The following is a 22,362-nucleotide window of genomic DNA, read 5'->3' on the forward strand; positions in this document are numbered from 1 at the left end:
TGTCCGCAGCGACGTTGACGAGTTCTGGAATGCCTTCGAGCACGCCGACACCTTCGGCTCGCTCATCCAACCCAACGAGCAACTCATCGCACCACTCAAGGCGGCGGTCGAGGGTGTCGACGAATTCGTGCACGGCGCCACGTTAGCGAGCGCCCGCCGCGCGATCGAGCAGGCGGAGTACCTCACGCAGCGGTACTCCGTGGCCATCGCCAACCCACCGTATATGGGTGGCAAGAACATGGCACCCAGGCTGTCCGCCTTCGCAAGAGACCGATTCCCGGACTCGAAGTCAGATCTCTTCGCGATGTTCATTGAACGGTCCGGCGAGCTGACCAAGCGTGGTGGCCACGTCGCGATGATCACGATGCAGTCATGGATGTTCCTTTCAAGCTTTGAGGAGCTCCGGAAGAAGCTCGTGAGCGCCACTGCCGTGAGAGTGGTGGCTCACTTCGGGACCGGGGCCTTCGAGTCGATCGCAGGGGCTGTGGTTTCGACTTCGGCTTTCATTCTTGCAGCCGTGGAGGACCGCGATACCGCCGGAGTCTTCATCAAACTGGACGACCTCCCGAACGAGAATTCGAAGAACGCGGCACTCCTCGAAACAGCAGCCACTGCGGACTCCGAAATCCGATTTGAGTTGAGTGGTGGCCAGGTCGCGCAGGTCCCCGGTTGGACGTTGAGCTACTGGATGAGCCCGGCCCTACTGGCTGCTTTCGCGGGCGGCCAGCGCTTGGCTGATGTCGCAGATCCGAGACAGGGGATGGCTACCGCCGACAATGGACGGTTCCTTCGCCTTTGGACTGAGGTCGGCGCGGCGCGGCTTGGGCTTGCCCTACCTAGTAGAGAGGCGGCCGCGGAGAGCGGGCGAAAGTGGTTTCCATACAACAAAGGTGGTTCGTTCCGGCGCTGGTACGGAAACCAGGAGTATGTCGTCAATTGGGAAGACGACGGACGGGAGCTGATGGCGGAGCGACCCAAGTCAGTCATACGCAGCCCTCAGTACTACTTCTGCGAGTCGGCGTCCTGGTCGAAAGTGGGAACAGCCGAACCCGCGTTCCGCTACTTCCCGGCCGGTTTCCTGTTTGATGTGGCGGGCACGTCAATCTTCGCGATAGATCACTCGACATTGCTGTCTGCACTGGCGTTCGGTAACTCCGTTGTGGCGCGCGAAATGCTCCGCGCATCGTCAACCTCGATGAACCTTGAAGTCGGCACGATCGCGGAGCTACCCGTTCGGGTGCGCTCCTCGGACGAGATCGAAGGCATTGTGGAGCGGTTAATCGAGATATACCGGACGGACTGGAATCGTGACGAGCGCTCGTGGGACTTCGCTCGCCTAACCCTCTTCGAGCACCCTAAGACCACCGTGAAACAAGCAATTGAGAGTGCAATAGCGGTGGGCGAGCAGGCCACATCAATCGCGCGCGAACTGGAAGAGAGCCTCAACAGGCAGTTCGCCGTTGTGTACGGCCTGGAGGAATCGCTCAGTCCAGAAATTCCAATCCAGAATGTCGCGCTCAGCGCCAACTACCTCAGCCGGTTTGGGTCGGCTGCCCCGGACGCCGCGCGCCACGCTGCCTCGGTTGCGGCGGTACTCGACCTCGTCTCCTATGCCGTTGGCTGCATGTTGGGGCGGTACAGCTTGGACGAGCCAGGACTGATCTTGGCGGACCAGGAGAGCACGCTTCAGGATTACCTCGCGAAGGTACCCAACCCGTCGTTCATGCCGGACCAGGACAACGTGATCCCGATCGTCGACGGCGATTGGTTCGAGGATGATATCGTCGCTCGGTTCCGCACGTTCCTTCGCGTTGCCTTCGGTGAGGAGCACTTCGAGGAGAACCTGCGCTTTGTTACCGAATCGCTCGGAGTGAAGGACGTCCGCGACTACTTCGTGAAGTCGTTCTACGACGACCATGTCAAGCGGTACAAGAAGCGCCCGATCTACTGGCTCTTCCGCAGCCCGAGGGGCTCGTTCAACGCTCTGATCTACCTGCATCGCTATAACCCTTCGACGGCGTCCACCGTGCTCACCGGGTACCTGAGAGAGTTCATCGGCAAGCTGGAGGCCAACTTGGAGCACCAGGCGCGCGTCGCCGCCGGCATGGGCGGAGCGTCGACTCGCGATGTCGCGACCGCGCTGAAGGAGGCCGACCGCATCCGCAAGGTGCTCGTCGAGCTCCGCGACTACGAGCACGACGTGCTCTTTCCACTTGCAGGTCAGCAGATCGCCCTCGACCTCGACAACGGCGTCCTCGTCAACTACCAGAAGCTCCGGCCCGCTCTCAAAGACATCGGGCTGACGAAAGGCGCGAACAGTGAATGACCTCGGAGAGCGGATCACGCGCTGATGGAGACTGCACCGCTGAAGTCCTTCGCCACGAGGGCGCGCACCGATCTGATGAAGGAGGTTGGCGCGCGGGTCACTGTCGTCCTCGAGGAGAACTCGCTTGCCCGGGTCGAGTCGCATGCGGCGGTTCGCAATCTGGAGGGGGCGATTGCCAGGGATGGTCGCGACCAGGTGGTCGACCGGGTGGCGTACACCTGGTTCAACCGGATCATCGCGCTGCGCTTCATGGATGCCAACCGTTACACCCCATCCGCCATCGTCTCGCCCGAAGCGGGCCGCACGACCGGTCAACCAGAGGTGCTCGCCGAGGCGAAGGCGGGCTCCTTTGACAGCTCCGTCGTGCCGGCGAAGACGCAGGAGACGATCACTGCGCTTTTCAATCGAACCCGCCCGAGCCAAGACCCCGACGGGGAGGCCTACGGCCTGCTCCTCGAGGCGTACTGCCGTTCCTGGCACAAAGCGATGCCGTTCATGTTCGAGCGCGAGGGCGATTACACCGAGCTGCTCATTCCGGCGGCGCTGCTTGCCGTTGACTCGGTACGCGACCGCGCGGTGAAGACCCTCACCGAGGACGTATGCCGCGACGTCGAGGTGATCGGATGGCTTTACCAGTTCTACATCTCGGAGCGGAAAGACGAGGTCTTCGACGGATTCAAGAAGAACAAGAAGGCCGGCGCCGCCGAGATCCCCGCAGCAACCCAGCTCTTCACGCCGCACTGGATCGTGCGCTACCTCGTGGAGAACTCGCTCGGGCGCCTCTGGCTGCTGAACAACCCGTCCTCTCGCCTGGCGGAGCGGATGGAGTACTACATCAAGCCCGTCGACGAGGAGACGGACTTCCTCCAGATCGCAAAGCCGGAGGAGCTGAAGATCATCGACCCGGCCGTCGGATCGGGCCACATGCTCACCTACGCCTTCGACCTGCTCTACGCGATCTACACGGAGAAGGGCTACGACCCCGCCGAGATCCCCGGGCTGATCCTGCAGCACAACCTCTACGGCACCGAGATCGACCCCCGCGCCGGCGCTCTCGCCGCCTTCGCTCTCACGATGAAGGCCGCCGCGCGACGCAAGCTCTTCCTGAAGAACCCCATCCAGCCGAACATTCGTGTCCTGGAGAACATCCACTTCGAGCCTGCGGAGCTCGACTACCTCTGGTCGCTTGCGAACGGTGTGAACGTTGTCCGCAGCGACGTTGACGAGTTCTGGAATGCCTTCGAGCACGCCGACACCTTCGGCTCGCTCATCCAACCCAACGAGCAACTCATCGCACCACTCAAAGCGGCGATCGAGGGTGCTGAAGCCAACGGTGATCTGCTCCATGGCAAGACTCTTCAGAAGGCTGGCGCGGTACTCAGGCAGACCGGGTATCTGTCCCAGCCGTATTCGATCGCGGTAGCGAACCCCCCATATATGGGGGCGGGAACGATGGGAGCAGACCTAGCTGCTTTTTCGGCTTCCGAATATCGGGACTCGAAGTCGGACTTGTTTGCCATGTTCATCGAGCGGTGCTGGCACCTTGTGGCGCCGCTCGGAGCGATCGGGATGATCTCCATGCAGTCGTGGATGTTCCTGCCCAGCTTCCGGTCGTTGCGCGAGCGATATGTGGCATCTAGCCGGATGAGCTCACTTATCCATCTCGGGTCCGGGGCGTTTGACACCATCGGTGGCGAGGTCGTCTCGACCGTCGCGTGGGTGTGGAACCGTGCTGGCTCACCGGATGCGGTGGCCCCGTTCATCGACCTGACCGGCTTCTACGGGGAGGCTGCGATGGCTGACGCGGCACGGCAGATGCTGCGCGCTGCGCGTGCACCACAGGTTCACCTTCATTCGCTTCGAGACTTTTCTACAGTTCCCGGGGGGGTACTGGCCTACAGACTCGATGACGAGCAGGTAGATGCTTTCGGCCAAGGACACCGGCTCGGGGAAGTGATCGAGCTCCGTGAGGGGATCAATACGGGCGAAAACGAGCGGTTCCTTCGTCGCTGGTGGGAGGTGTCTCAAGACCGCACGTCCATTGGCCTATCCCGGCCCAGCGGGGTGCGAAACTGGCTGCCGTACAAGAAGGGTGGGCCGTTTCGGCGGTGGGCAGGCAACGAGGAGTACGTCGTTGACTGGTCGAATGACGGCGCGGAGATCAAGGCGTCTCCCAGGGCCAGACCTCAAAACACCCAGTACTTCTTCCGCGAGTCTGTGTCCTGGACTCGGATCGCGGGCAGCAACTTCTCTCTGCGATACTACGGGCGGGGCCTAGGTTTCGACTCGACCGGACCGTCGGGGTTCGGGTCTCCCGAGGTGCTTAAGTTCGCCCTTGCCTTCTTGAACAGTCGCGTTGCATTGCCGTTTCTCGGCGCCCTCAGCCCGACCCTCGACTTCCGCCTAGGCAACCTCAGTAACCTTCCAGTGGCACAAGACTTCGAGTCGATCGATCTGTCGCACATCGACCAGTTGGTCGCGCTCTCAACAGAAGACTGGAACGAACAGGAACTTTCCTGGGGATTCGCCTCGTCGCGACTGCGGACGGACGCTTCTGTGGAGCAGGGTTGGGGGACGCTCTGGGCGGCTTCAACCAGACGTACTGAACAAGTCACCGAGCTTGAGAGGCGTAACGACGACGTCATCGCGGTGGCATACGGGCTCGCACCGTCGGCGACCGCAACGCGTACGACTACCTCATTGTTCGCTGACCCCGCCTTCCGCTATCCGTCGGCGGCACAGGCAGATTACGAGCGACTGTCACTCGGTGATGCGGTTCGTGATCTGACTTCCTACGCTGTTGGCTGCATGTTCGGGCGGTACAGCCTCGATGAGCCGGGGCTGATCCTCGCGAACCAGGGGAGCACGCTCCAGGACTATCTGGCGAGGGTCCCTGCGCCGTCGTTCATGCCGGACATGGACAACGTCATCCCTATCGTCGATGGCGACTGGTTCGAAGACGACATCGCCGCCCGCTTCCGCACGTTCCTTCGTGCGGCGTTCGGTGAGGAACATTTCGAGGAGAACCTCAGCTTCGTCACCGAGTCGCTCGGTGTGAAGGACATCCGCGACTACTTCGTTAAATCGTTCTATGACGACCATGTGAAGCGGTACAAGAAGCGCCCGATCTATTGGCTGTTCCGCAGTCCGAAGGGATCATTCAGCGCGCTCATCTACCTGCACCGTTACAGCCCGTCGACCGCCTCGACGGTGCTCACCGGATACTTGCGCGAGTTCATCGGCAAGCTTGAGGCCAACCTCGAGCACCAGGAGCGCGTCGCGGCCGGGATGGGTGGCGTGTCCCCTCGTGAAGTAGCGGCAGCGCTGAAGGAGGCCGACCGCATCCGAAAGGTTCTCGTCGAGCTCCGCGACTACGAGCACGACGTGCTCTTCCCGCTCGCCGGCCAACAGATCGCCCTCGACCTCGACGACGGCGTACTCGTCAACTACCAGATGCTCGGCGCTGCACTGAAAGACATCGGTCTCAAGAAGGGCAGCGGCGGTGAGTGACCTCGGCGTACTCAAGAACGGACTCGCTGAGCGCTTCGCGAGCGGACGTAAGGCTGGTGATCGTCACATCGCCTTCTGGCACGACCCGGAGGGCGAGTACGAGGCCGATCTCGACCAGCTCGAGGCGGAACTCGACGGTGTTGAGGTCATCCGGGTCGACCGTGACGAGTATGCGGTCAAATATCGGCTGCTCACGGAGCAGCCGAACCAGGCCTTCATCGTCTACCGCAAGGGCGGCATCCCCGACGGCATTGGCAACTGGCTTTGGGACCTCGAACTCGCCTACGGCGTCTTCACCGCTGATCGTGCCTCGATGGACGCGCAAGACCTCGGCCTTCCGCTCTCCCTCCAACCGGTCGTCGCTCAGCATCCGAAGTTCTTCAACAGCGCCGATCGCAAGGCAAAGCTCAAGGGTCTACTCAGCGCCGAAGACGACCGCAAGATGCTCCGCGCAAAGATGAGTGCAGTGGCGCTCGGGGTCAAGGCGCACAGCTTCGGTGAGCTGACCCGTGCTCTGCTCATCGAGAATGCCGCTGGATCGTCGAACGGCTACGACGCGCTCTTCTCCTACGGATTGACTGACTTCTACTGGGAAGGGGCCAAAGGAATCTACGGTTACGAGTCGGCGAACCCGAAGGTCGGCGACTTCGTCGAGTGGGTGTTCACACACGCGAATGCCGACTTCGGTTCCGCTCGAGTCGGGCTTCGGCACGATTACAGCGCGTGGCGGAACGATGTCCGAAGCCGTGAGGCAATGGCAGCGCTTGCCCGCCGCGTCGAGCGCGACCTCGGCGTCGAAGCCCAGATCGCCGATCGCCACTACGACGAGCTGCTCAGTTCCGATGCCTTCGAGGCGATCGACTGGAAGATCATCGGCGACCTCGCGCTCGGCGTCAGCAACCAGAGCCTCACCGTCCGCGACCTACAGGAAGCGGAGAGGGCCCGCCAGACCACCTTCTGGTACACGCTCGACCCGTCAATCCGCGCCCTCTACACCGCGATCCGTTCCGCCGCCGAACTGCTGCATGACATCAGCACACTAAGCGTCGCAATTGCTGACTTCGACGACGGGCTCTCGAAGTACAAGGACCGCTGGTACCGCATCGACCAGCGTTACCGACAGTTCCTTCTCGCCACCCACGCCACCGAGCATGCCGATCAGCTCGCCCCACTCGTCGAGCAGGTCGAGCTCTTCTACACAAACAAATACGTCTTTCCGCTCGCGACCGAGTGGCAAAAGCAGATCGATGCAGTTCAGTCGTGGAAGTCAGTCGCCTACCGGCCACAGGGATCGTTCTACCAGTCGTTCGTCGACCCGATTGTCTCGCAAGGGCGCCGCGTCGTCGTCGTCATCTCCGATGCGCTCCGCTATGAGGTCGCCGACGAGCTCGCCTCTGCACTGCGGAGCGATACGAAGATCGCCTACGACGCGAAGCTCGACGTCATCCTCGGTGCCCTGCCGAGCTACACGCAGCTGGGCATGGCGTCCTTGCTTCCGCACACGACCATCGGATTTGCGGGCAAGGGAAGCGACGTCGTCGTCGACGGGAAGCCGGCCGGCGGCCTCGTCAACCGAACCAAGATCCTCGACGCGATCGGCGGTACCGCCATCAGCGCCGAGGACGTGCTCGCGAAGAAAATCAAGGACGAGCTACGGCCCTATTTGCAGCAACACAAGATTGTGTACGTGTACCACGACACCATCGACAAGCGCAGCCACAAGCTCGGCGCCGAGTCTGGCACGCCCGAGGCGGCGAGAGACGCCATCGCAGAACTGACGAAGCTGATCGGCAATCTCACCTCCGCCGACGCGAACGTGCTCGTCACCAGCGATCACGGGTTTCTCTTCCAGGAATCGAAGATCGGCGATGGCAGCAAACTAGATGAAGAACCGCACGGTGACATCAAGTACCGAGACCGACGCTTCCTGCTCGGCGAGGACTTCAAACAGACAGCTTCCTTCAACACGTACGCGTCATCACAGCTCGGACTCGTCGGCGACTGGCAGGTGCACATTCCGAAGTCGATCTACCGACTCACGCAGAAGCTACAGGGTGCCGCAGATCGTTTCGTCCACGGTGGCGCGACGTTGCAGGAAGTCGTCGTGCCCGTCGTCACCGTCACCCGCAAGGGCAAGAGCGGGGTTAGGCCCGTCGACGTGCAGATCAAGCCGAAGAGCGACGTGCTGACAAACGCGATCGTGCGGATCAGCCTGCTGCAGTCCGAACCCATCAGCGAGCGGACCCACGCACGTGAGCTCCGCGCTGCCTTCTACTACGGCGATGCCTTGATCTCAGACCAGGTGGTCATCGTCTTCGCCGCGTCGGGTGATGAGCGCGATCGCCTGCAGGAGGTCAAGCTTCAGATCCGCCCCGACGCTGGAGTACCGCTTGGCGCGCAAGTCGAACTCCGACTCGAACAGCCGAGCGCGAACAGCAATTCGTGGCAGGTGCCTTACAAGCACATGTTCACGAACCGGATCACGGCTACGCCAGACTTCTAGGGGGAGGAGGATCCATGACGAACCTCGACGAGGCATTTAGCAATCTCGGTGTGGCCGAGGATGAAGAGGTCTATGTGCCTGCCTTCACCGAAGAGGAGTCCGACCTCGATCGGAAGGTGAATGACCTCTTCGCCGGATCCGTGGTCCGCAAGGACCTCGTCAAAGCGGTACGCGGCAACGCCGTCGTGCCCGGATACGTACTCGAGTATCTCCTCGGCCAGTACGCCGCCTCCGACGACGAAGACACCATCCAGGACGGCATCGACATGGTGCGCAGCATCCTCGCTGAGCACTACGTCAACCGGAACGAGAAGGTGCTCATTCAGTCGACGATCCGCGAGAAGGGCAAGCACCGGATAATTGACCGGGTCACTGTCGACCTCAACACCAAGCAGGACTTCTACGAGGCGTCTTTCGAGAACCTCGACATCAAAGGCGTACCCATCGACGCCAACACCGTCACGAGCAACCAGAAGCTGCTCGTTGGCGGCGTCTGGTGCATCTGCGACATCGAGTATCAGCCGAGCGATGGTCCGACCGAGCCGTGGGTGCTCGCGAGCCTCAAACCGATCCAGATCGCTGGCGTTGACTTCGACCGATACCACTCGGCGCGCACCTCGTTCACGACGGACGAGTGGATCGACGTGCTGGTGCAGTCCATCGGGCTCAACCCGGAGCAGTTCAGCCCCAGAGGCAAGCTCATCGCGCTCACCCGGCTCATCCCGTTCGTCGAGCGCAACTACAACCTCGTCGAGCTTGGTCCGAAGGGCACAGGAAAGTCGCACACGTTCAGTGAGCTCTCACCGAACGGCGCCCTCATCTCCGGCGGCGAAGTCACGGTCGCCAAGCTCTTCGTCAACAATGCGAACGGCAAACTCGGCCTCGTCGGGTATTGGGACGTGGTTGCCTTCGACGAGTTCGCGTCGAACCGCCGTACCGACCAGAACCTGGTCAACATCATGAAGAACTACATGGCGAACAAGCAGTTCAACCGCGGCAACCAGCCGCTCGGAGCTGAAGCCTCCATGGTCTTCATCGGCAACACGTCGCACACCGTGCCCTACATGCTCCAACATTCCGATCTCTTCGACGAGCTCCCCGATTCGTACCGCGACGCGGCGTGGCTCGACCGCATCCACCACTACATTCCCGGCTGGGAAGTCTCGCCGATCCGATCAGAGATGTTCTCCGACGGCTATGGCTTCGTCGTCGACTACCTCGCGGAGATCCTCCACTCCAAGCGCTCCGAGGACTTCTCTGACAAGTACCAGGCGCACTTCAGCCTCGGCTCTGACATCTCCACCCGCGATCGCGACGGCATCAACAAGACCTTCTCCGGTCTTATGAAGCTCATCCACCCGACGGGAACCGCCACCCCGGAGGAGATGGAAGAGCTGCTCGCCTACGCCATCGAGGGCCGCAAGCGCGTCAAGGACCAGATTCTCCGTATCGACGCCACCATGCGAGACAACCCGCCGCGCTTCGGTTATCAGGACTCGCTTGGCGCCTGGCACGACGTCGTCACGGTCGAGGAGAACCAGTACCCGCAGCTCTATCGCCGCGATTGGGACGTGGAAGCCGCGGGCTCCGGTGCCGCTGGCGGTGACCTGCCCACCTACACCCCGCCGGAGCCGGCATACGAGGCGCATGCTTTCGTATCGCTTGCGCCGCCGCTACCGATCGTGCCGGAAGGTAGCCACACGCCTGTCGTACCGGATGCCTCAACTCCCCTCTTCGAGGGAATTCGAGACTTCAAAGCTGGACAGACGGGCGTGTCGTACGAGAACGTGCTTTTGCCGTACGTCGTCGGTGCCGCAAAGATCACGATCGTCGACCCCTACATTCGGATGCCACACCAAGTTCGTAACGTCGGCGACCTCCTTGGCCTTATCGCTCTCGCCAAGGGGCCGGCTGATGAGGTCGTCGTCGAACTCATCACCACGCAGACGGACAAAGATCACCTCAAGAAGGACCAGCTCGAGCGCCTCGTCGCTTTGCGCGAAGCTGCACTGAGCTTCGGCGTCAACCTCGACATCCGTCTCGTCGATGGCATCCACGACCGTTCAATCGTCACCGACCACGGCTGGAGGATTCTGCTCGGAAAGGGTCTCGACATCTGGGAGCCTCCGACGAATGCGATCGCGGAGGCTCGGCAGGAATTCCGGCGCATCAAGTCTGATACGACCTTCACCTACGCCCGCACGCCGATCGAAGGTGCTTGACGGTGGCAGGTCTGCATCCCGCACAGGCCGCGCTCCAGGAGGTTATCCGAGGGCGACAGGTCGGTAACTGGGAGCTTACGGAGCCGCTGGGGCGCGGAGGCCAGGGCACGACGTGGCGAGCCATCTGGAAGAGGGAAGATCACTCCCTTACCCGGGTCGGCGTGGCTGGCGGACAACTCAATCGTGGCGTCATCAAGCTGATGCTGCCGCCTGCCCCGGATGAGGTGCCGATCCCGCCGGCGCGGTTCGATGCCTGGCTCGCGAGCGAAGCGAACGCCTTCCTCCTCGAGGCAAGGATCCTCAGCAAGATCGACAGTCCGTACATTCCCGGAGTCTTCGAGGCCGCGACGCAGCAGACGCGGGCAGGCTGGTCCGTGCCTTGGTTCGCGACCGAACTCATCAGCGGGCGAAGCCTTGCCGAGCAGGTCGGCACGGTCGGGCCGATGGACCAGAATCAGCTCCTCGATCTTGCGCACGACATCCTCTCGGCTCTCGCGGCCATCCATCATGTCGGACTCGTACACCTCGATCTCAAGCCCGACAACGTCATGCTCGAGCCAGGCAGAGCCCGCCTCATTGACTTCGGTCTCGTCTCGAAGGCGAACGAGAAGGGGCGCTTTGGCGGAACGCCCGGCTTTTTTGCCCCGGAGCAACTCGATGAGGTGGTTGAGGAACGGGATTTCGCGCCCGCAGCTGATGTCTTCAAGCTCGGGGTTACTCTCGCGATCGCCGCCGGCGTCCGGCTACCAGATCTCTGGGGCACGGATCCCTTCGGTGAGGACGAGACCGTGCGCCGTGCAATGAGTGGGGGCGCCCAGCTCACGTCATTGAAACATGTGCCCCGAGACCTGATCACCCCGATGCTGGCCTACGATCCGCGCGCTCGTCCGACTGCTGCAGCCGCGCTGGAGCAGGTTCGCGATCTGCTCCCTGCCGGGAGCTCGAAGGGTTCTGGTAGGGGGCAGGCCGCTGGTGCGGCTCGCCCTGCGCAGCCGAAGCCACCGCAGCCCGCGGAGCGGCCTGCGCGCGCCGCACCGGTCGGGCTAAAGCCGGCGCCTGTGGCAGCAGCGGCGGGGGTCGGAAACGCGAACGTCGGCGCGAGGGTCGTCGTTGTCGATCGCCTCGGCCTCGACTGGACCGGGGTCGTCGTCGGTGTCGACACGAAGCGCCCCGGCAACATCCTCGTGAAGCACGAGTCGACTCGTGGCGCCGAGAACGTTCGCTCCTATCCGCTGAACCAGGTAGTCCGCGGCACGCCGTTGAAGTAGCTGGGTCCCAATGTGGTTGCAACAGGCTTCCCGTCGACGGACGATCGCTACCCCTGATTGGTCCGCTCCCGGTTGCGACCCGGTGTCGCATGCAGGACCGGCGCGCCACCCGAGCCATCGATCCGATCGAAGAAGTACACGTAGTAGCCGCCAACGGGCGCCTCGCCCTCGCGAAGGTACACCGCGCGGGGGCTCGACTCGTGCGGTTGCTGCAACGGTGTGCTGAAGGCTGTCGGAACGACCCCATCCGGAAAGACGGGCATGCGATACCGTGACCCGTCAATCGGTCCGCCGAGCATCACAGCGGGCACGTGCTCAAGTTCGCTGTCGTGGTATGTCTTCTTGGCCATGGATCTCTCCGCTTCGTCAGGGTGCATCGACGGTGCCGAAAGGACGGGCTCGCGCCCAACCCACCTCCCCAGTTCGGGAAAGTCGATCAGACTACATCGGGTCACCGACATTGACTCCGGCAATTGCCCGAGCCCCGCATGGTCCAGGTATTAGCCTTGGTCGGATTCTCATGAATGTCGCAGGCGTCATGTAGTCTTCAAGACTTTGCAAATGGGGAGGCACGATGCGCACGCTGGCATCCGCACACGGCGCGGCGGCGCTCGACACGCTCAGAGATATTGTCGGGCGACTGAAGAGCGACGACTCGCTGGCGCCGGTCACTGTCGTCGTCCGCGACAACATCGCAGCGATCACGGCTCGCCGCGCGCTCGCTCACGGCGTCGGCGAACGCCGCGGGGTTGCGGCAGTCAACGTGACCACCCTGCGCCGCGTCGCCGACCACCTACTGTCGCTTGTTGGCTCGACGCTTCCGCCGGTCACCTCGGCTCGGCTCACGGCTGTCTGGCGTGCCGAACTGCATGCAGCACCCGGGGTGTTCGAGCTGGTCGCGACACACCCCGCGACGGTGCGTGCACTCGCGCGGGCGCACGGAGAGCTGCGTGGGCTGGATTCGACCCAGCTTGCGACGGTGGCGGCGGGCGGCCCGTTGGCAGCGGATCTCGTTCGTCTGCACGGGACGGTGGCTGGGGGAGTACTCGCGGGAAGACGAGACGAAGCCGCCGTGCTGCGGGATGCCACGGCGATGGTCGATCAGGACCCCGAGGTCGCGGCAGCACTTGGGGCGGTGATTCTGTACCTACCGGATGAGCTCGACCAGCTGGAGACCGCGTTCTTGCTCTCGCTGGATGGGGCCGTCGGCGTCCAGGTCATCGTCGGGACGACCGGGAATGAGGAGCTCGACCGCGATCTGCGGGCGCAGTTCGATGCTCCCGCATATGAGACGTCGACAGCAGCGGACGCGGGTGCGCCGGCGACGGCATCCCGCGTCATCCATGCGTCCGATGCGGATGACGAAGTCCGTGCCGCGGTCCGCGAGATCGTCGCGCTCCTTGCCGCCGGCACCGCGGCGCACCGAATCGCGGCCCTGTATCCGAAAGACGTCCCGTACGCACAGCTGCTCCACGACCACCTCGCACAGGCGGGAATCACCGCAAGCGGGCCGGGCCTGCGGCCGCTTCGCGACCGCGCCATCGCCGACGCGTTCCTCACCATGCTCGCTCTCGACCCCGATGACCTGCAGCGAGTTGCGGTGTTCGACTGGCTCGGGCGTGCGCCGATCCTGGCTGCGGACGGCAGCACGGTTCCCCGCACCCAGTGGGAGCGGCTCTCCCGCGACGCCGGCATCACGGGCGGCGACTGGACGACACGGCTCGACGAGCATCGCGTGCGCCTGCAGGCCCGCCTCGATCAGGACCGCGAAGACCCGGCGGTGAGCCCTGGATCGCTCACCTACCAGGAGGGAGCGCTCCACGCAGTCGCAGCACTGCGCGCCTTCGTGGGAGATCTGACTGCCATTCTCCGCGCTGGTCGGGCATGCAAAAGCTGGGCAAGCCTCAGCCAGTGGGGGCTGGATGCTTTCCGGGTCTATTTCGGCGCGGCGCACTCGATGAATCGGCTCCCCGATCCCGAACAGCGCGCCGCGACAGCGATCGAAACGACCCTCCGGGGACTCTCCGAACTCGACGAGCTCGCTATCGAGCCCAGTCATGACCAGCTCATTGAGATCCTTGACGTGGATCTCGACCAGCGTCGCCCGCGCGTCGGCCGGTTCGGAGATGGCGTGTTCGTCGGACCGATCTCGGCCGCGGCATCGCTCGACGTGACCGATCTGTTCCTCCTCGGGCTCTCTGAAGACCTCTATCCCGGCAGACAGGTGCCCGATCCGCTGCTGCCCGACACGGTCCGCGAAGCCGTGCCGCTCCAGACGTCCCGTGACAAGCTCCGTGCGAAGCACCGTGCCCTGCTCGCCGCCCTCGACGGCGCCCCTCGCGTCACCGCGAGCTTTCCCCGCGGTGACCTTCGCCGCGGTTCCGAGCGTCTGCCGAGTCGGTGGCTCATGCCGACCCTTCGAGTCGTGGCACGGATGCCGGATCTCGAAGCGACACGCTGGTTCGAGGCATCCGCGCCAGAGATCGTCACGGTCGACTCGCACTGGCGTGGCATCGGCTTCGCGGAGTTCCCGAGCACAGAGCAGGAGTGGCGTCTCCGCCACCAGGCAGGCGGCGGTCATCTCGACGACCTTGCGATCGACGCCGCAGAGATCCTGACGGCCGCCCGCCTCTCCGATGACTTCACTCGCTTCGACGGCAATCTCACCGAAGTCGAAGGCCTGCCCGACTACGCCCAAGGCAGCATCCCGATCTCGCCGACCGCGCTCGAACGATACGCCGGCTGTCCGCACACATTCTTCGTCGAGCGGCTCCTGAGCGTCAACGCGCTCGAGAATCCGGAAGAGATCATCACGATTCAGCAGCGCGACATCGGCAACATCGTGCACGAAACGATGGATGGTCTCGCTCGGGAGTTCGCCGACGGCCTGCCTGACTACGGCGAACCGTGGTCGCAGGTGCAGCGCGAGCGCATGCGCGAGATCGCAGCGGACATCATGGCGAGCTATGAGCGACGCGGACTCACCGGTCATCCGCGACTGTGGGAGCGCGAGCGCGAAGCCCTGCTCGCCGACCTGGAGTGGATCCTCGACGAAGACGACCGCGCGCGGGCTGCGCGTGACGCTCGGGTCGTCGCCAGCGAGCTCGCATTCGGGCTGCGAGGAGCGCCGCCCGTTCGCGTCCAAATCGATGACGGCGTCCTCACCATGCGCGGGAGCGCCGACCGAGTGGACGAGACCCGAAGTGGAACGCTCGTCGTCACTGACTTCAAGACGGGACGCTCCGACAGTTTCAAGAAGATCTCGACCGACCCGGTCGTCGGCGGGACGAAACTGCAGCTGCCGCTCTACGCCTACGCGGCTCGTGCGGCCTATGGCAAGGAGCGGGTCGAGGCACGCTACTGGTTCGTGGGGCGACGAAGCCGCGGCGACGTGGTGCCTGTCGTGCTCGACGAGAACCTCGAGAAGGTCTATCGCACAGCACTATCGACACTCGTGCGTGGCATCCGTGAGGGCCAGTTCATTGCGCGTCCACCGAAAGATGACTGGTCGCAGGTGAAGCCGCGGTGCAGCTACTGCAACCCTGACGGCGTCGGCTACGGTCACGTGCGATCCGCATCAGCGAGGAAGCAGACGGATGCGGCACTCGCCGATCTCTTCGCGCTCATCGATCCGACGATTCATGAGGTGGCCAGCGATGACGTTGACTGACGAGACCGCGCGCCGCGAAATCCGCGAGGCTGTCGATGCAAGCCTCTTCGTCGATGCGGGTGCAGGGTCGGGAAAGACGAGCGCCCTGGTCGACCGCGTCGCGACGTCGGTGCTCGATGACGGTGTACCGCTCGCCCACACCGCCGTGGTCACCTTCACGGAGAAGGCCGGTGCCGAGCTTCGGGACCGCCTGCGCGCGGAGTTCGAAAAGCAGCATCGGCTCGCCGGTGATCGGAGCTCGCGCGCAAGGGCGCAGGCGGCGCTCGACGACCTCGACGGCGCCGCGATCGGCACGCTGCACTCGTTCGCGCAGCGGATCCTCACTGCATTTCCGATCCAGGCGGGCATGCCACCGCTCGTCGAAGTGCTTGACGAGGTCGGATCATCGATAGCATTCGACCGTCGTTGGTCGGTCATGTGGCGAGAACTCCTGGATGACGACGCACTCGCCGAACCGCTGCTGCTCGCACTTGCAAATGGCATCAAGCCCGATCACCTGCGCTCGCTCGCCCGGGCCCTCGGAAGCGACTGGGACCTCATCGATAGCCACGTGCTCTCAGGGGGTGACTCGAACTTCGTGGCTCCGGATACGGAGGCCTTCCTCCGCCATGCGGTAGCGGTCGCCGAATTGCGGAGCATTTGCACGAGCCATGGCGACAGACTCTCGGCATCCGTAGACACGATCGCCGTCATCGCAGGCCGATTGCGTGCGGCGACGTCACCCGCCGAACGGTTCGCTCTTGCTGCGGCAGCCAACCGCTCGAAAGATCCGCTGCGGGTCGGTCGCGGCCAAATCGGCGCGGCCGGTAACTGGGATGGCCGGATCGATGACGTGCGAAGCCAAGTCGTCGACTTCTGCACTGCCGCCGATCAGCTCGGCAAGGACCTTTCCGAGGCTCTGCTGCGGCCGCTCACGCGCGCGCTCGCAGTCAAAGTGCTCGCGACGGCGAAGGAGCGCGTCGCATCGGGTGCGTTGGAGTTCCACGACCTGCTCGTCGCCTCTCGCGACCTGCTGCGTCGCAACGGTGATGCCCGCGTCGCCCTGCAGCGGACCTACCGGCGCATCCTGCTCGACGAGTTCCAAGACACCGACCCGATCCAGATCGAGCTCGCAGTCCGCATCGCCGGCGGAGCGGATGCCGAAGCCGAAGACTGGCGGGACGTCTCCGTGCCTGCCGGATCTCTGTTCGTCGTCGGTGACCCCAAGCAATCGATCTACCGCTTCCGCCGGGCGAGCATCGAGACCTACCTCGACGCGGGCGCGCACTTCGGGAGACGCGTGTCGCTGACGACGAACTTCCGCACGGTGCCGTCGGTTCTCGACTGGATCAATGACGTCTTTGCCCGGATCATCGTCGAGAATCCCGGCAGGCAGCCGAAGTACGAAGGGCTCGACGCGCACCGCACGATCCATCCTTCATACGCGGGACCAGCCGTGACGGTGCTCGGCGCCGACCCACACGAGAGGGGCACACTCGCGGATGCCCTGCGTGAGGCTGAGGCTGCGGACGTGGCGTCCGTCGTCCGCACCGCGATCGCAGAGGGCTGGACCGTCTTCGATCAAGGCGCTGAGCAATGGCGTCCGGTACGCGCTGGCGACATTGCCATCCTGCTGCCCGCCCGCACTTCGCTCCGATTCCTCGAGGCGTCCCTCGACCACGCCGGCATTCCCTACCGCACAGAATCAAGCTCCCTTGTCTACCAAGCGGATGAGATCCGCGCGCTCATGGCGGCGGTGCGAGCGATCGCCGACCCGAGCGACCAGCTTGCGACTGTGCAGGCGCTGCGCACAACCCTCTTCGGGTGTGGCGATGACGATCTCTTCCGCTATCGGAGCGGGGGCGGGCGGTTCTCGGTCACCTCGCCGGTGCGCGACGAACTCGCCGACTCGCCTGTCGGGCGAGCCATGGCGTACCTCAACGGGCTCTATCGTCGCAGCCGCTGGCTGAGCCCCGCCGAGCTGCTCACCGAGCTCGCGGTCGACCGTCGAGTTCTCGAGGTTGCGGCAACAGTGGAGCCCTCGTCCAGGGCGCGCGATCAATGGGGACGCGTTCGGTTCGTCATCGACCAGGCGCGCGCGTGGTCGGACGTTCAGCACGGCGGGCTGCGGGCGTACATCGCCTGGGCGTCACATCAGGCACAAGACGCCGCGCGGGTCGCTGAAGCGCTGCTGCCCGAGACCGACGTCGACGTCGTGCGTGTCATGACCGTGCACGCCGCGAAGGGACTCGAGTTCGGCATGGTTGTGCTCTCCGGCATGACGAGCCAGCCGCGCAATGAGACGGGTGTTCGCCTGCTTTGGCGCGATCGCGGGTACGCGGTCAAGCTCGGCGGATCGATCGAGACCAACGACTTCGCCGATGCCTCACCCATCGACGAGCAGATGGATGACGCCGAGCGCCGGCGCCTCCTGTACGTCGCTGCGACCCGTGCCCGCGATCATCTCGTGGTGTCGCTGCACCGCGCTGAACGCGGCCCAGAGACTGCGGCGAAGATCCTCGTCGACGCGGGCGCGGTCGATGTTGCCGGGGCCGAGCGGTACGAGTCCGGCGCTGAAGATCAGGCGTCACCACTCGAACTGCGGAGCGATCCCGGGTCAGGTCGCGACTACGAAGAGTGGATCGAGGACGTCACGGCCGCACGCACTCGGTCGAAGGCTCCTTCTGCGCGCACGGCATCCGGACTGGAGGGAACGGAGCCGGAGGTCCAGTGGGCGGTGGATGACGCGGCGGGAGATACTGCGCTATCCGAGCAGATCGCCGGCGCTGCGAAGGGCGTGCGAGGTGCTGACCTGCCGTCGTCGCTCAAGGGCCGTTACGGCAATGTCATCGGCCGTGCCGTGCACGGGACCCTCCAGGTGGTCGAGGGTGATGATTCGCGAGTCGACGCTGCAGCCCGCGCGCAGGCGCTAGCGGAAGGCATCCCGGATCTTCTCTCGACGGTTGCCGGTTTCGCGCGGTCCGCACTCGCGGCAGAGGTCGTGCGAACAGCCTTTGACCGCGAGCATTGGTGCGAGATGTACGTCGGCACAATCGAGGACAGCCTGGTGCTCGAGGGCTTCATCGACCTCGTCTTCCGCAGCTCCGCGGGTGAACTGGTGATCGTGGACTACAAGACGGACACGGTTCGGGATGCCGCTGCCCTCGCCGCTCGTGCCAAGCACTACGCTCCGCAATTGCAGGCGTACGTGCGTGCTTTGGAGGCGGCAACGAGTGAGCGAGCGCGGGCTTGTCTCGTCTTTCTGAATGAGACCGGGGCGGCAGGACAGGTCGTCGACGTGCCCCGCGGAGATCTGGGGGCAGGGGATTTGCATGACGCATGACTTCCACACGTTCTGGCTGCACGACGAAGCGGCGGGCGCGCGCTTTCTCCCGGTGATGGCCCGAGGCGCGGACGAGGCGCGGTCCCTCGTCGCTTGGACGGGCGCGGAAGACTCCTTGAGTGTCATCGGCGACGGCACTACGGTGAGTTCTCTCATCGCCCGGAGGCCGTTTCTCGACGTCTCGGCCGGGTGGGCGGGTCTCGCTCGTGAGCTTCACCGTGCAGCCGAGGATCCCACGCTGTTCGGTCTGATGATCGGCGTGGACGTCGAAGATGTCGGCGTCGCGAGCATCAGCCTCGGCCAGCAGGCGCGTGCCGTCTGGACCCCACGCTCGCAGCAGGCGGACGGCGCCGACGTTCGTGGCTTGATGGAGTCGCTGGGATGGAGGGCAGTCAACAAGGACATCTCCGTGAGTCGGGCTGTCTACGGTGAGCTCGATCTCGAGAGTGATCGCGTGCCGTGGACGAACGCGGTGGATGCGGCGATCGAACTCGCGGTGCTTCTCGTCCCGGATGTGCGAGCCGTGGTGCGGCTCTTCGTCGAAGTAGACGAGAGCAGCGTGCGGCAGATCGGCTCGGATCACCCGCTCACGGCGGCGACTCGCAGCGGCCAGTGGCCATGGATGTCATACAGCGCAGAGGACCGATCGGAGCGGAATCGGACCCTGCATAGGGCGTGGTTCGGCGAGATGCATTCGAAGATGGCGCTGGCCAACGGCATCCTTCGCTCGCTCGAAAACACGACTGGAATGTCAACCAAAGACCTCATGAACAGACACGCGCAGTTGCTGCCCGCGCGGCCGGCGTGGATTCAGCAGGGGGATCTTGTCCAAAAGACCGCGTGGTGGCACCTCGCGGCGATTCTGGGGCGATCGATCCTGTCCAGCGACGAATTCGGTCCTGCTGACTATGACGCTCTCACCTGGTTGTGGAGACGATTCGTGGGACGCGTGTCTGCTGACGACCTGGACATCTTGAATCAACGCGAAGATCCCTCCGCGGAAGAGAACCTAGCGGCTCTTCCCTCCGCCGCACTGCCGGCGAATGGCACAGCCCCCGTCGCGACTCAGGAGACCGAGGCGAATGCGCGGGCGATCATCGAGCGTCGCCAGTCGGAAACCTTCGGACAGCTATTCCCTCACATCGGGCCAGATGTCACGCTCGAGGCGCTTCGGCTCTCGGTACGTGTGCACAATCGACTTGTCCGCGACGGCGTGACAACGTTCGCAGGTCTCGCGCCGTACACCGTCGGTGATGTTCTCGGCTGGGGTGGCGTCGGCGTGGGGTCGGTGCTCGAGACCCTGAGGAGTCTTCTTCTCGTCTCGATCAAGCCCACCGAGTCCTCCGACCGAGATGCCACCCGTGTCGTGGAGGCCGAATCATCGAGTCTTGGTCTTGACCTTTGGCGTGCGGAATCGCTGGCCGATATCGAGGCTCTTGCGCGTTGGCATCGGCTGCTCGGTGCCGAGAGTGCCTCGGTCTTCGTCGTTCCGGATGGGGTTGCCGAGCCTCCGGCCGTCGTCGCCGCGAGAGAGCGGTTGGGCCAACTTTCGGCGGGCGAGGTCCTTTCCGCACCGGAGGGCAATGGGTCGGCAAGCGACCTTCTCGAGCGCCTCTTGGCGGAGTTCGACCAGCGCGATCTCCTCATCCTTCAACGGCGGGTCTTCGCTGAGAAGCCCGAGACCCTCGACGTCCTCGGCGCCGAACTCGGCATAACTCGCGAATACGTTCGGCAACGCGAAGCGAAGGCCAAGACGCGGGTTGCCGCCATGGTCGCCGAGGGCGAGCTCGCAGGGCTTGCTGGCGTGATCCGGGCGGCGATCGTGGACGTGCTGCCCCTCAGGGTCCTCCTACAGCAGTTTCCGTCACTCGCCGCGGCCATCGACAGCATGGACGCTCCCGTGTGGCGTGTGCTCGATCGGCTCGACGACTCCTACGAGATTCGGGACGACTGGGCGGCCCGGCCTCGTGTCGCCGACGCCGTCGCCCGCACCAAGGCACTCCTCGTGAGGCACGCGACCGGGCGCGCCTACGTGGAAGTCGCCACGATCGATGAGTCCTCCACTGTTCTGACGGACGAGTGGCTTGACTACTGCGGCACGAAGCGGCTCCTCGGATACGCACTCGTCGGCGCAGCCGGCATCGCCGACCGCGCGGCCGTAGTTTTGGCGGCCGAGGAAGCGCCCTTGACGGCGGAGGAAATTCACGAGCGCCTCGGGGTTCCACGAGCTGTGAGCGCCGTGAAGAATGCGCTCGCGGACGACGAGCGGTTCACCCGCGTGGGCCGCCAGAGCTGGGCGCTCAGGGAATGGGGGCTGAAGGGATACCAGTCAATCAAGAAGTCCATCGGGCAGATTGTGGATGCTTCGCCCGAGGGTGCGGCTCTGTCGACGCTCGTCGAGAAGATCACAGCCCAAGTAGATGTGTCAGCGAACAGCATCGCAACGTACGCCGCAGCTCATCCGTTCATCACGCAGGCCGGCATCGTGCGCCGACGCACCCGTCGAGAGATGCGGCATCCTGGGCGACGAAAGGGTCTCGCCCAGACACGCGGTCTCTTCCGGCACGGCACGGCGGTCGCCTACCGGTTGACAATCACCGGCGAGCACCTGCGTGGCAGCGGCACACCCCTGCCGAACGCACTCGGCGAAGAGCTCGATCTGCTTCAAGCCGAAAAGCGCGACGTTCCCGTGCGCGGAGGTGGCACGGTGACCCTGTCGTGGAGAGGCCCGCAGATTGCAATCGGCAGCATCCGAACAGAGGTCCAGCAATTGGGGCTTGCTGCCGGCGACATTGCGTTTCTCATCTTTCACGCAGACAGAACGCTCGAGGTCACAGCCCTCGCGTTTGCGTTCGACCCGCTCGGCCAGGTCGCCGCGCTGACCGGCGGCCCTACGAGTGGAGACGCTATCGAGTCGTTGGCGGATCGGATCGACTCCGATGCGTCCTCGATCGCCGAGCTCGCGCAGGCCTTCTCGACACGCGGCGAACACCAACTCGCGAACCTCCTCGGGCGGAGCGGCGAGCTCTCCCTGACAGTCGCTAGTCTGCGCGCGTTGGACGAACCAACGCAGGAATCGGATGCCGTCGACCCATCGGACGCGAGCGGTGCATCAGGTTCAGCGACGGCGAATTCGCTCCGGGCCATCTTCACGTACCTGCTCCGCGAGATCGACGTCTGGACCGCGCAGACCTACCGAGCAGGGGCGGAATTCTCGCCCTATGTCCAAGGCCTGCGCGAGTACGCAGGTGGCTTCGCCTGCGAATTGTCGAGCAACGCATACCTGTCGCGACCTCTCGACGAAAGACAGCTGGAGGCCCTGCGCTTCCTGGGGTGGAGCGATCCAGACCCAAAGGATGGCCTGCCCAATCATCACCAGGCCTTCTCGAGCGACGTGCCACTAGAGCGCATCGCAGAGATTCTGACCAAAACGCTCCTGGATGCAGTCTCTTTGACACCCGACGACGACATCGAGTTTGGACCCCACAGTCCGAAGCTCGACGCCTATGTCGCCCGGCGCCTGGCTCGGGAGTGACTTTCG

Annotated in this window: 9 protein-coding genes; 8 read left to right on the forward strand and 1 reads right to left on the reverse strand. The window is 64.1% G+C overall.

Annotation, left to right across the window (positions count from 1 at the left end):
• The 5 genes from pglX (SOM19_RS11375) to SOM19_RS11395 all read left to right on the forward strand — a co-directional run.
• On the forward strand, positions 1-2,326 hold a 2,326-nt coding region (pglX, locus tag SOM19_RS11375), incomplete at its 5' end, for a BREX-1 system adenine-specific DNA-methyltransferase PglX (RefSeq protein ID WP_320486717.1).
• A gap of 24 nt (positions 2,327-2,350) precedes the next feature.
• Positions 2,351-5,836: a BREX-1 system adenine-specific DNA-methyltransferase PglX gene (pglX, locus tag SOM19_RS11380; protein ID WP_320486718.1), complete on the forward strand. Its 3,486-nt coding sequence runs from the start codon at positions 2,351-2,353 to the stop codon at positions 5,834-5,836.
• Complete coding sequence (pglZ, locus tag SOM19_RS11385) at positions 5,829-8,339, forward strand: BREX-1 system phosphatase PglZ type A (RefSeq protein ID WP_320486719.1); 2,511 nt, start codon at positions 5,829-5,831, stop codon at positions 8,337-8,339. The genes pglX (SOM19_RS11380) and pglZ overlap by 8 nt, the downstream gene beginning before the upstream one ends.
• Positions 8,340-8,353: 14 nt before the next feature.
• Positions 8,354-10,561, forward strand: coding sequence for a BREX system Lon protease-like protein BrxL (brxL, locus tag SOM19_RS11390; protein WP_320486720.1), 2,208 nt, complete (start codon positions 8,354-8,356; stop codon positions 10,559-10,561).
• A 161-nt stretch (positions 10,562-10,722) separates the two neighbouring features.
• The gene (locus SOM19_RS11395) at positions 10,723-11,829 is read left to right on the forward strand and encodes a protein kinase domain-containing protein (protein ID WP_320486721.1); all 1,107 of its coding nucleotides are present in this window, start codon (positions 10,723-10,725) and stop codon (positions 11,827-11,829) included.
• 47 nt (positions 11,830-11,876) lie between these two features.
• Here the strand turns inward: SOM19_RS11395 and SOM19_RS11400 are convergent, their stop codons facing one another.
• On the reverse strand, positions 11,877-12,179 hold the full coding sequence (locus tag SOM19_RS11400) for a hypothetical protein (protein WP_320486722.1): 303 nt from the start codon (positions 12,177-12,179) through the stop codon (positions 11,877-11,879).
• A 224-nt stretch (positions 12,180-12,403) separates the two neighbouring features.
• Here SOM19_RS11400 and SOM19_RS11405 point away from each other — a divergent pair, with 224 nt between their 5' ends.
• Genes SOM19_RS11405 through SOM19_RS11415 form a run of 3 tightly spaced genes read left to right on the forward strand, consistent with a single transcriptional unit; the run spans position 12,404 to position 22,356 of the window.
• On the forward strand, positions 12,404-15,499 hold the full coding sequence (locus SOM19_RS11405) for a PD-(D/E)XK nuclease family protein (RefSeq protein WP_320486723.1): 3,096 nt from the start codon (positions 12,404-12,406) through the stop codon (positions 15,497-15,499).
• Positions 15,486-18,821, forward strand: a complete 3,336-nt coding sequence (locus SOM19_RS11410) for a UvrD-helicase domain-containing protein (protein WP_320486724.1) — start codon at positions 15,486-15,488, stop codon at positions 18,819-18,821. The genes SOM19_RS11405 and SOM19_RS11410 overlap by 14 nt, the downstream gene beginning before the upstream one ends.
• Complete coding sequence (locus tag SOM19_RS11415) at positions 18,811-22,356, forward strand: TY-Chap domain-containing protein (RefSeq protein WP_320486725.1); 3,546 nt, start codon at positions 18,811-18,813, stop codon at positions 22,354-22,356. The genes SOM19_RS11410 and SOM19_RS11415 overlap by 11 nt, the downstream gene beginning before the upstream one ends.
• The last annotated feature ends 6 nt before the right edge of the window (positions 22,357-22,362 follow it).

The sequence above is a fragment of the Microbacterium sp. CFBP9034 genome (assembly GCF_034045255.1).
Classification (GTDB): domain Bacteria; phylum Actinomycetota; class Actinomycetes; order Actinomycetales; family Microbacteriaceae; genus Microbacterium.

Coding starts and splice junctions, on each gene's coding strand:
- pglX (WP_320486718.1), top strand. CDS start 2,351: ATGGAGACTGCACCGCTGAAGTCCTTCGCCACGAGGGCGCGCACCGAT.
- brxL (WP_320486720.1), top strand. CDS start 8,354: ATGACGAACCTCGACGAGGCATTTAGCAATCTCGGTGTGGCCGAGGAT.
- SOM19_RS11400 (WP_320486722.1), bottom strand. CDS start 12,179: ATGGCCAAGAAGACATACCACGACAGCGAACTTGAGCACGTGCCCGCT.
- SOM19_RS11405 (WP_320486723.1), top strand. CDS start 12,404: ATGCGCACGCTGGCATCCGCACACGGCGCGGCGGCGCTCGACACGCTC.
- SOM19_RS11410 (WP_320486724.1), top strand. CDS start 15,486: ATGACGTTGACTGACGAGACCGCGCGCCGCGAAATCCGCGAGGCTGTC.
- SOM19_RS11415 (WP_320486725.1), top strand. CDS start 18,811: ATGACGCATGACTTCCACACGTTCTGGCTGCACGACGAAGCGGCGGGC.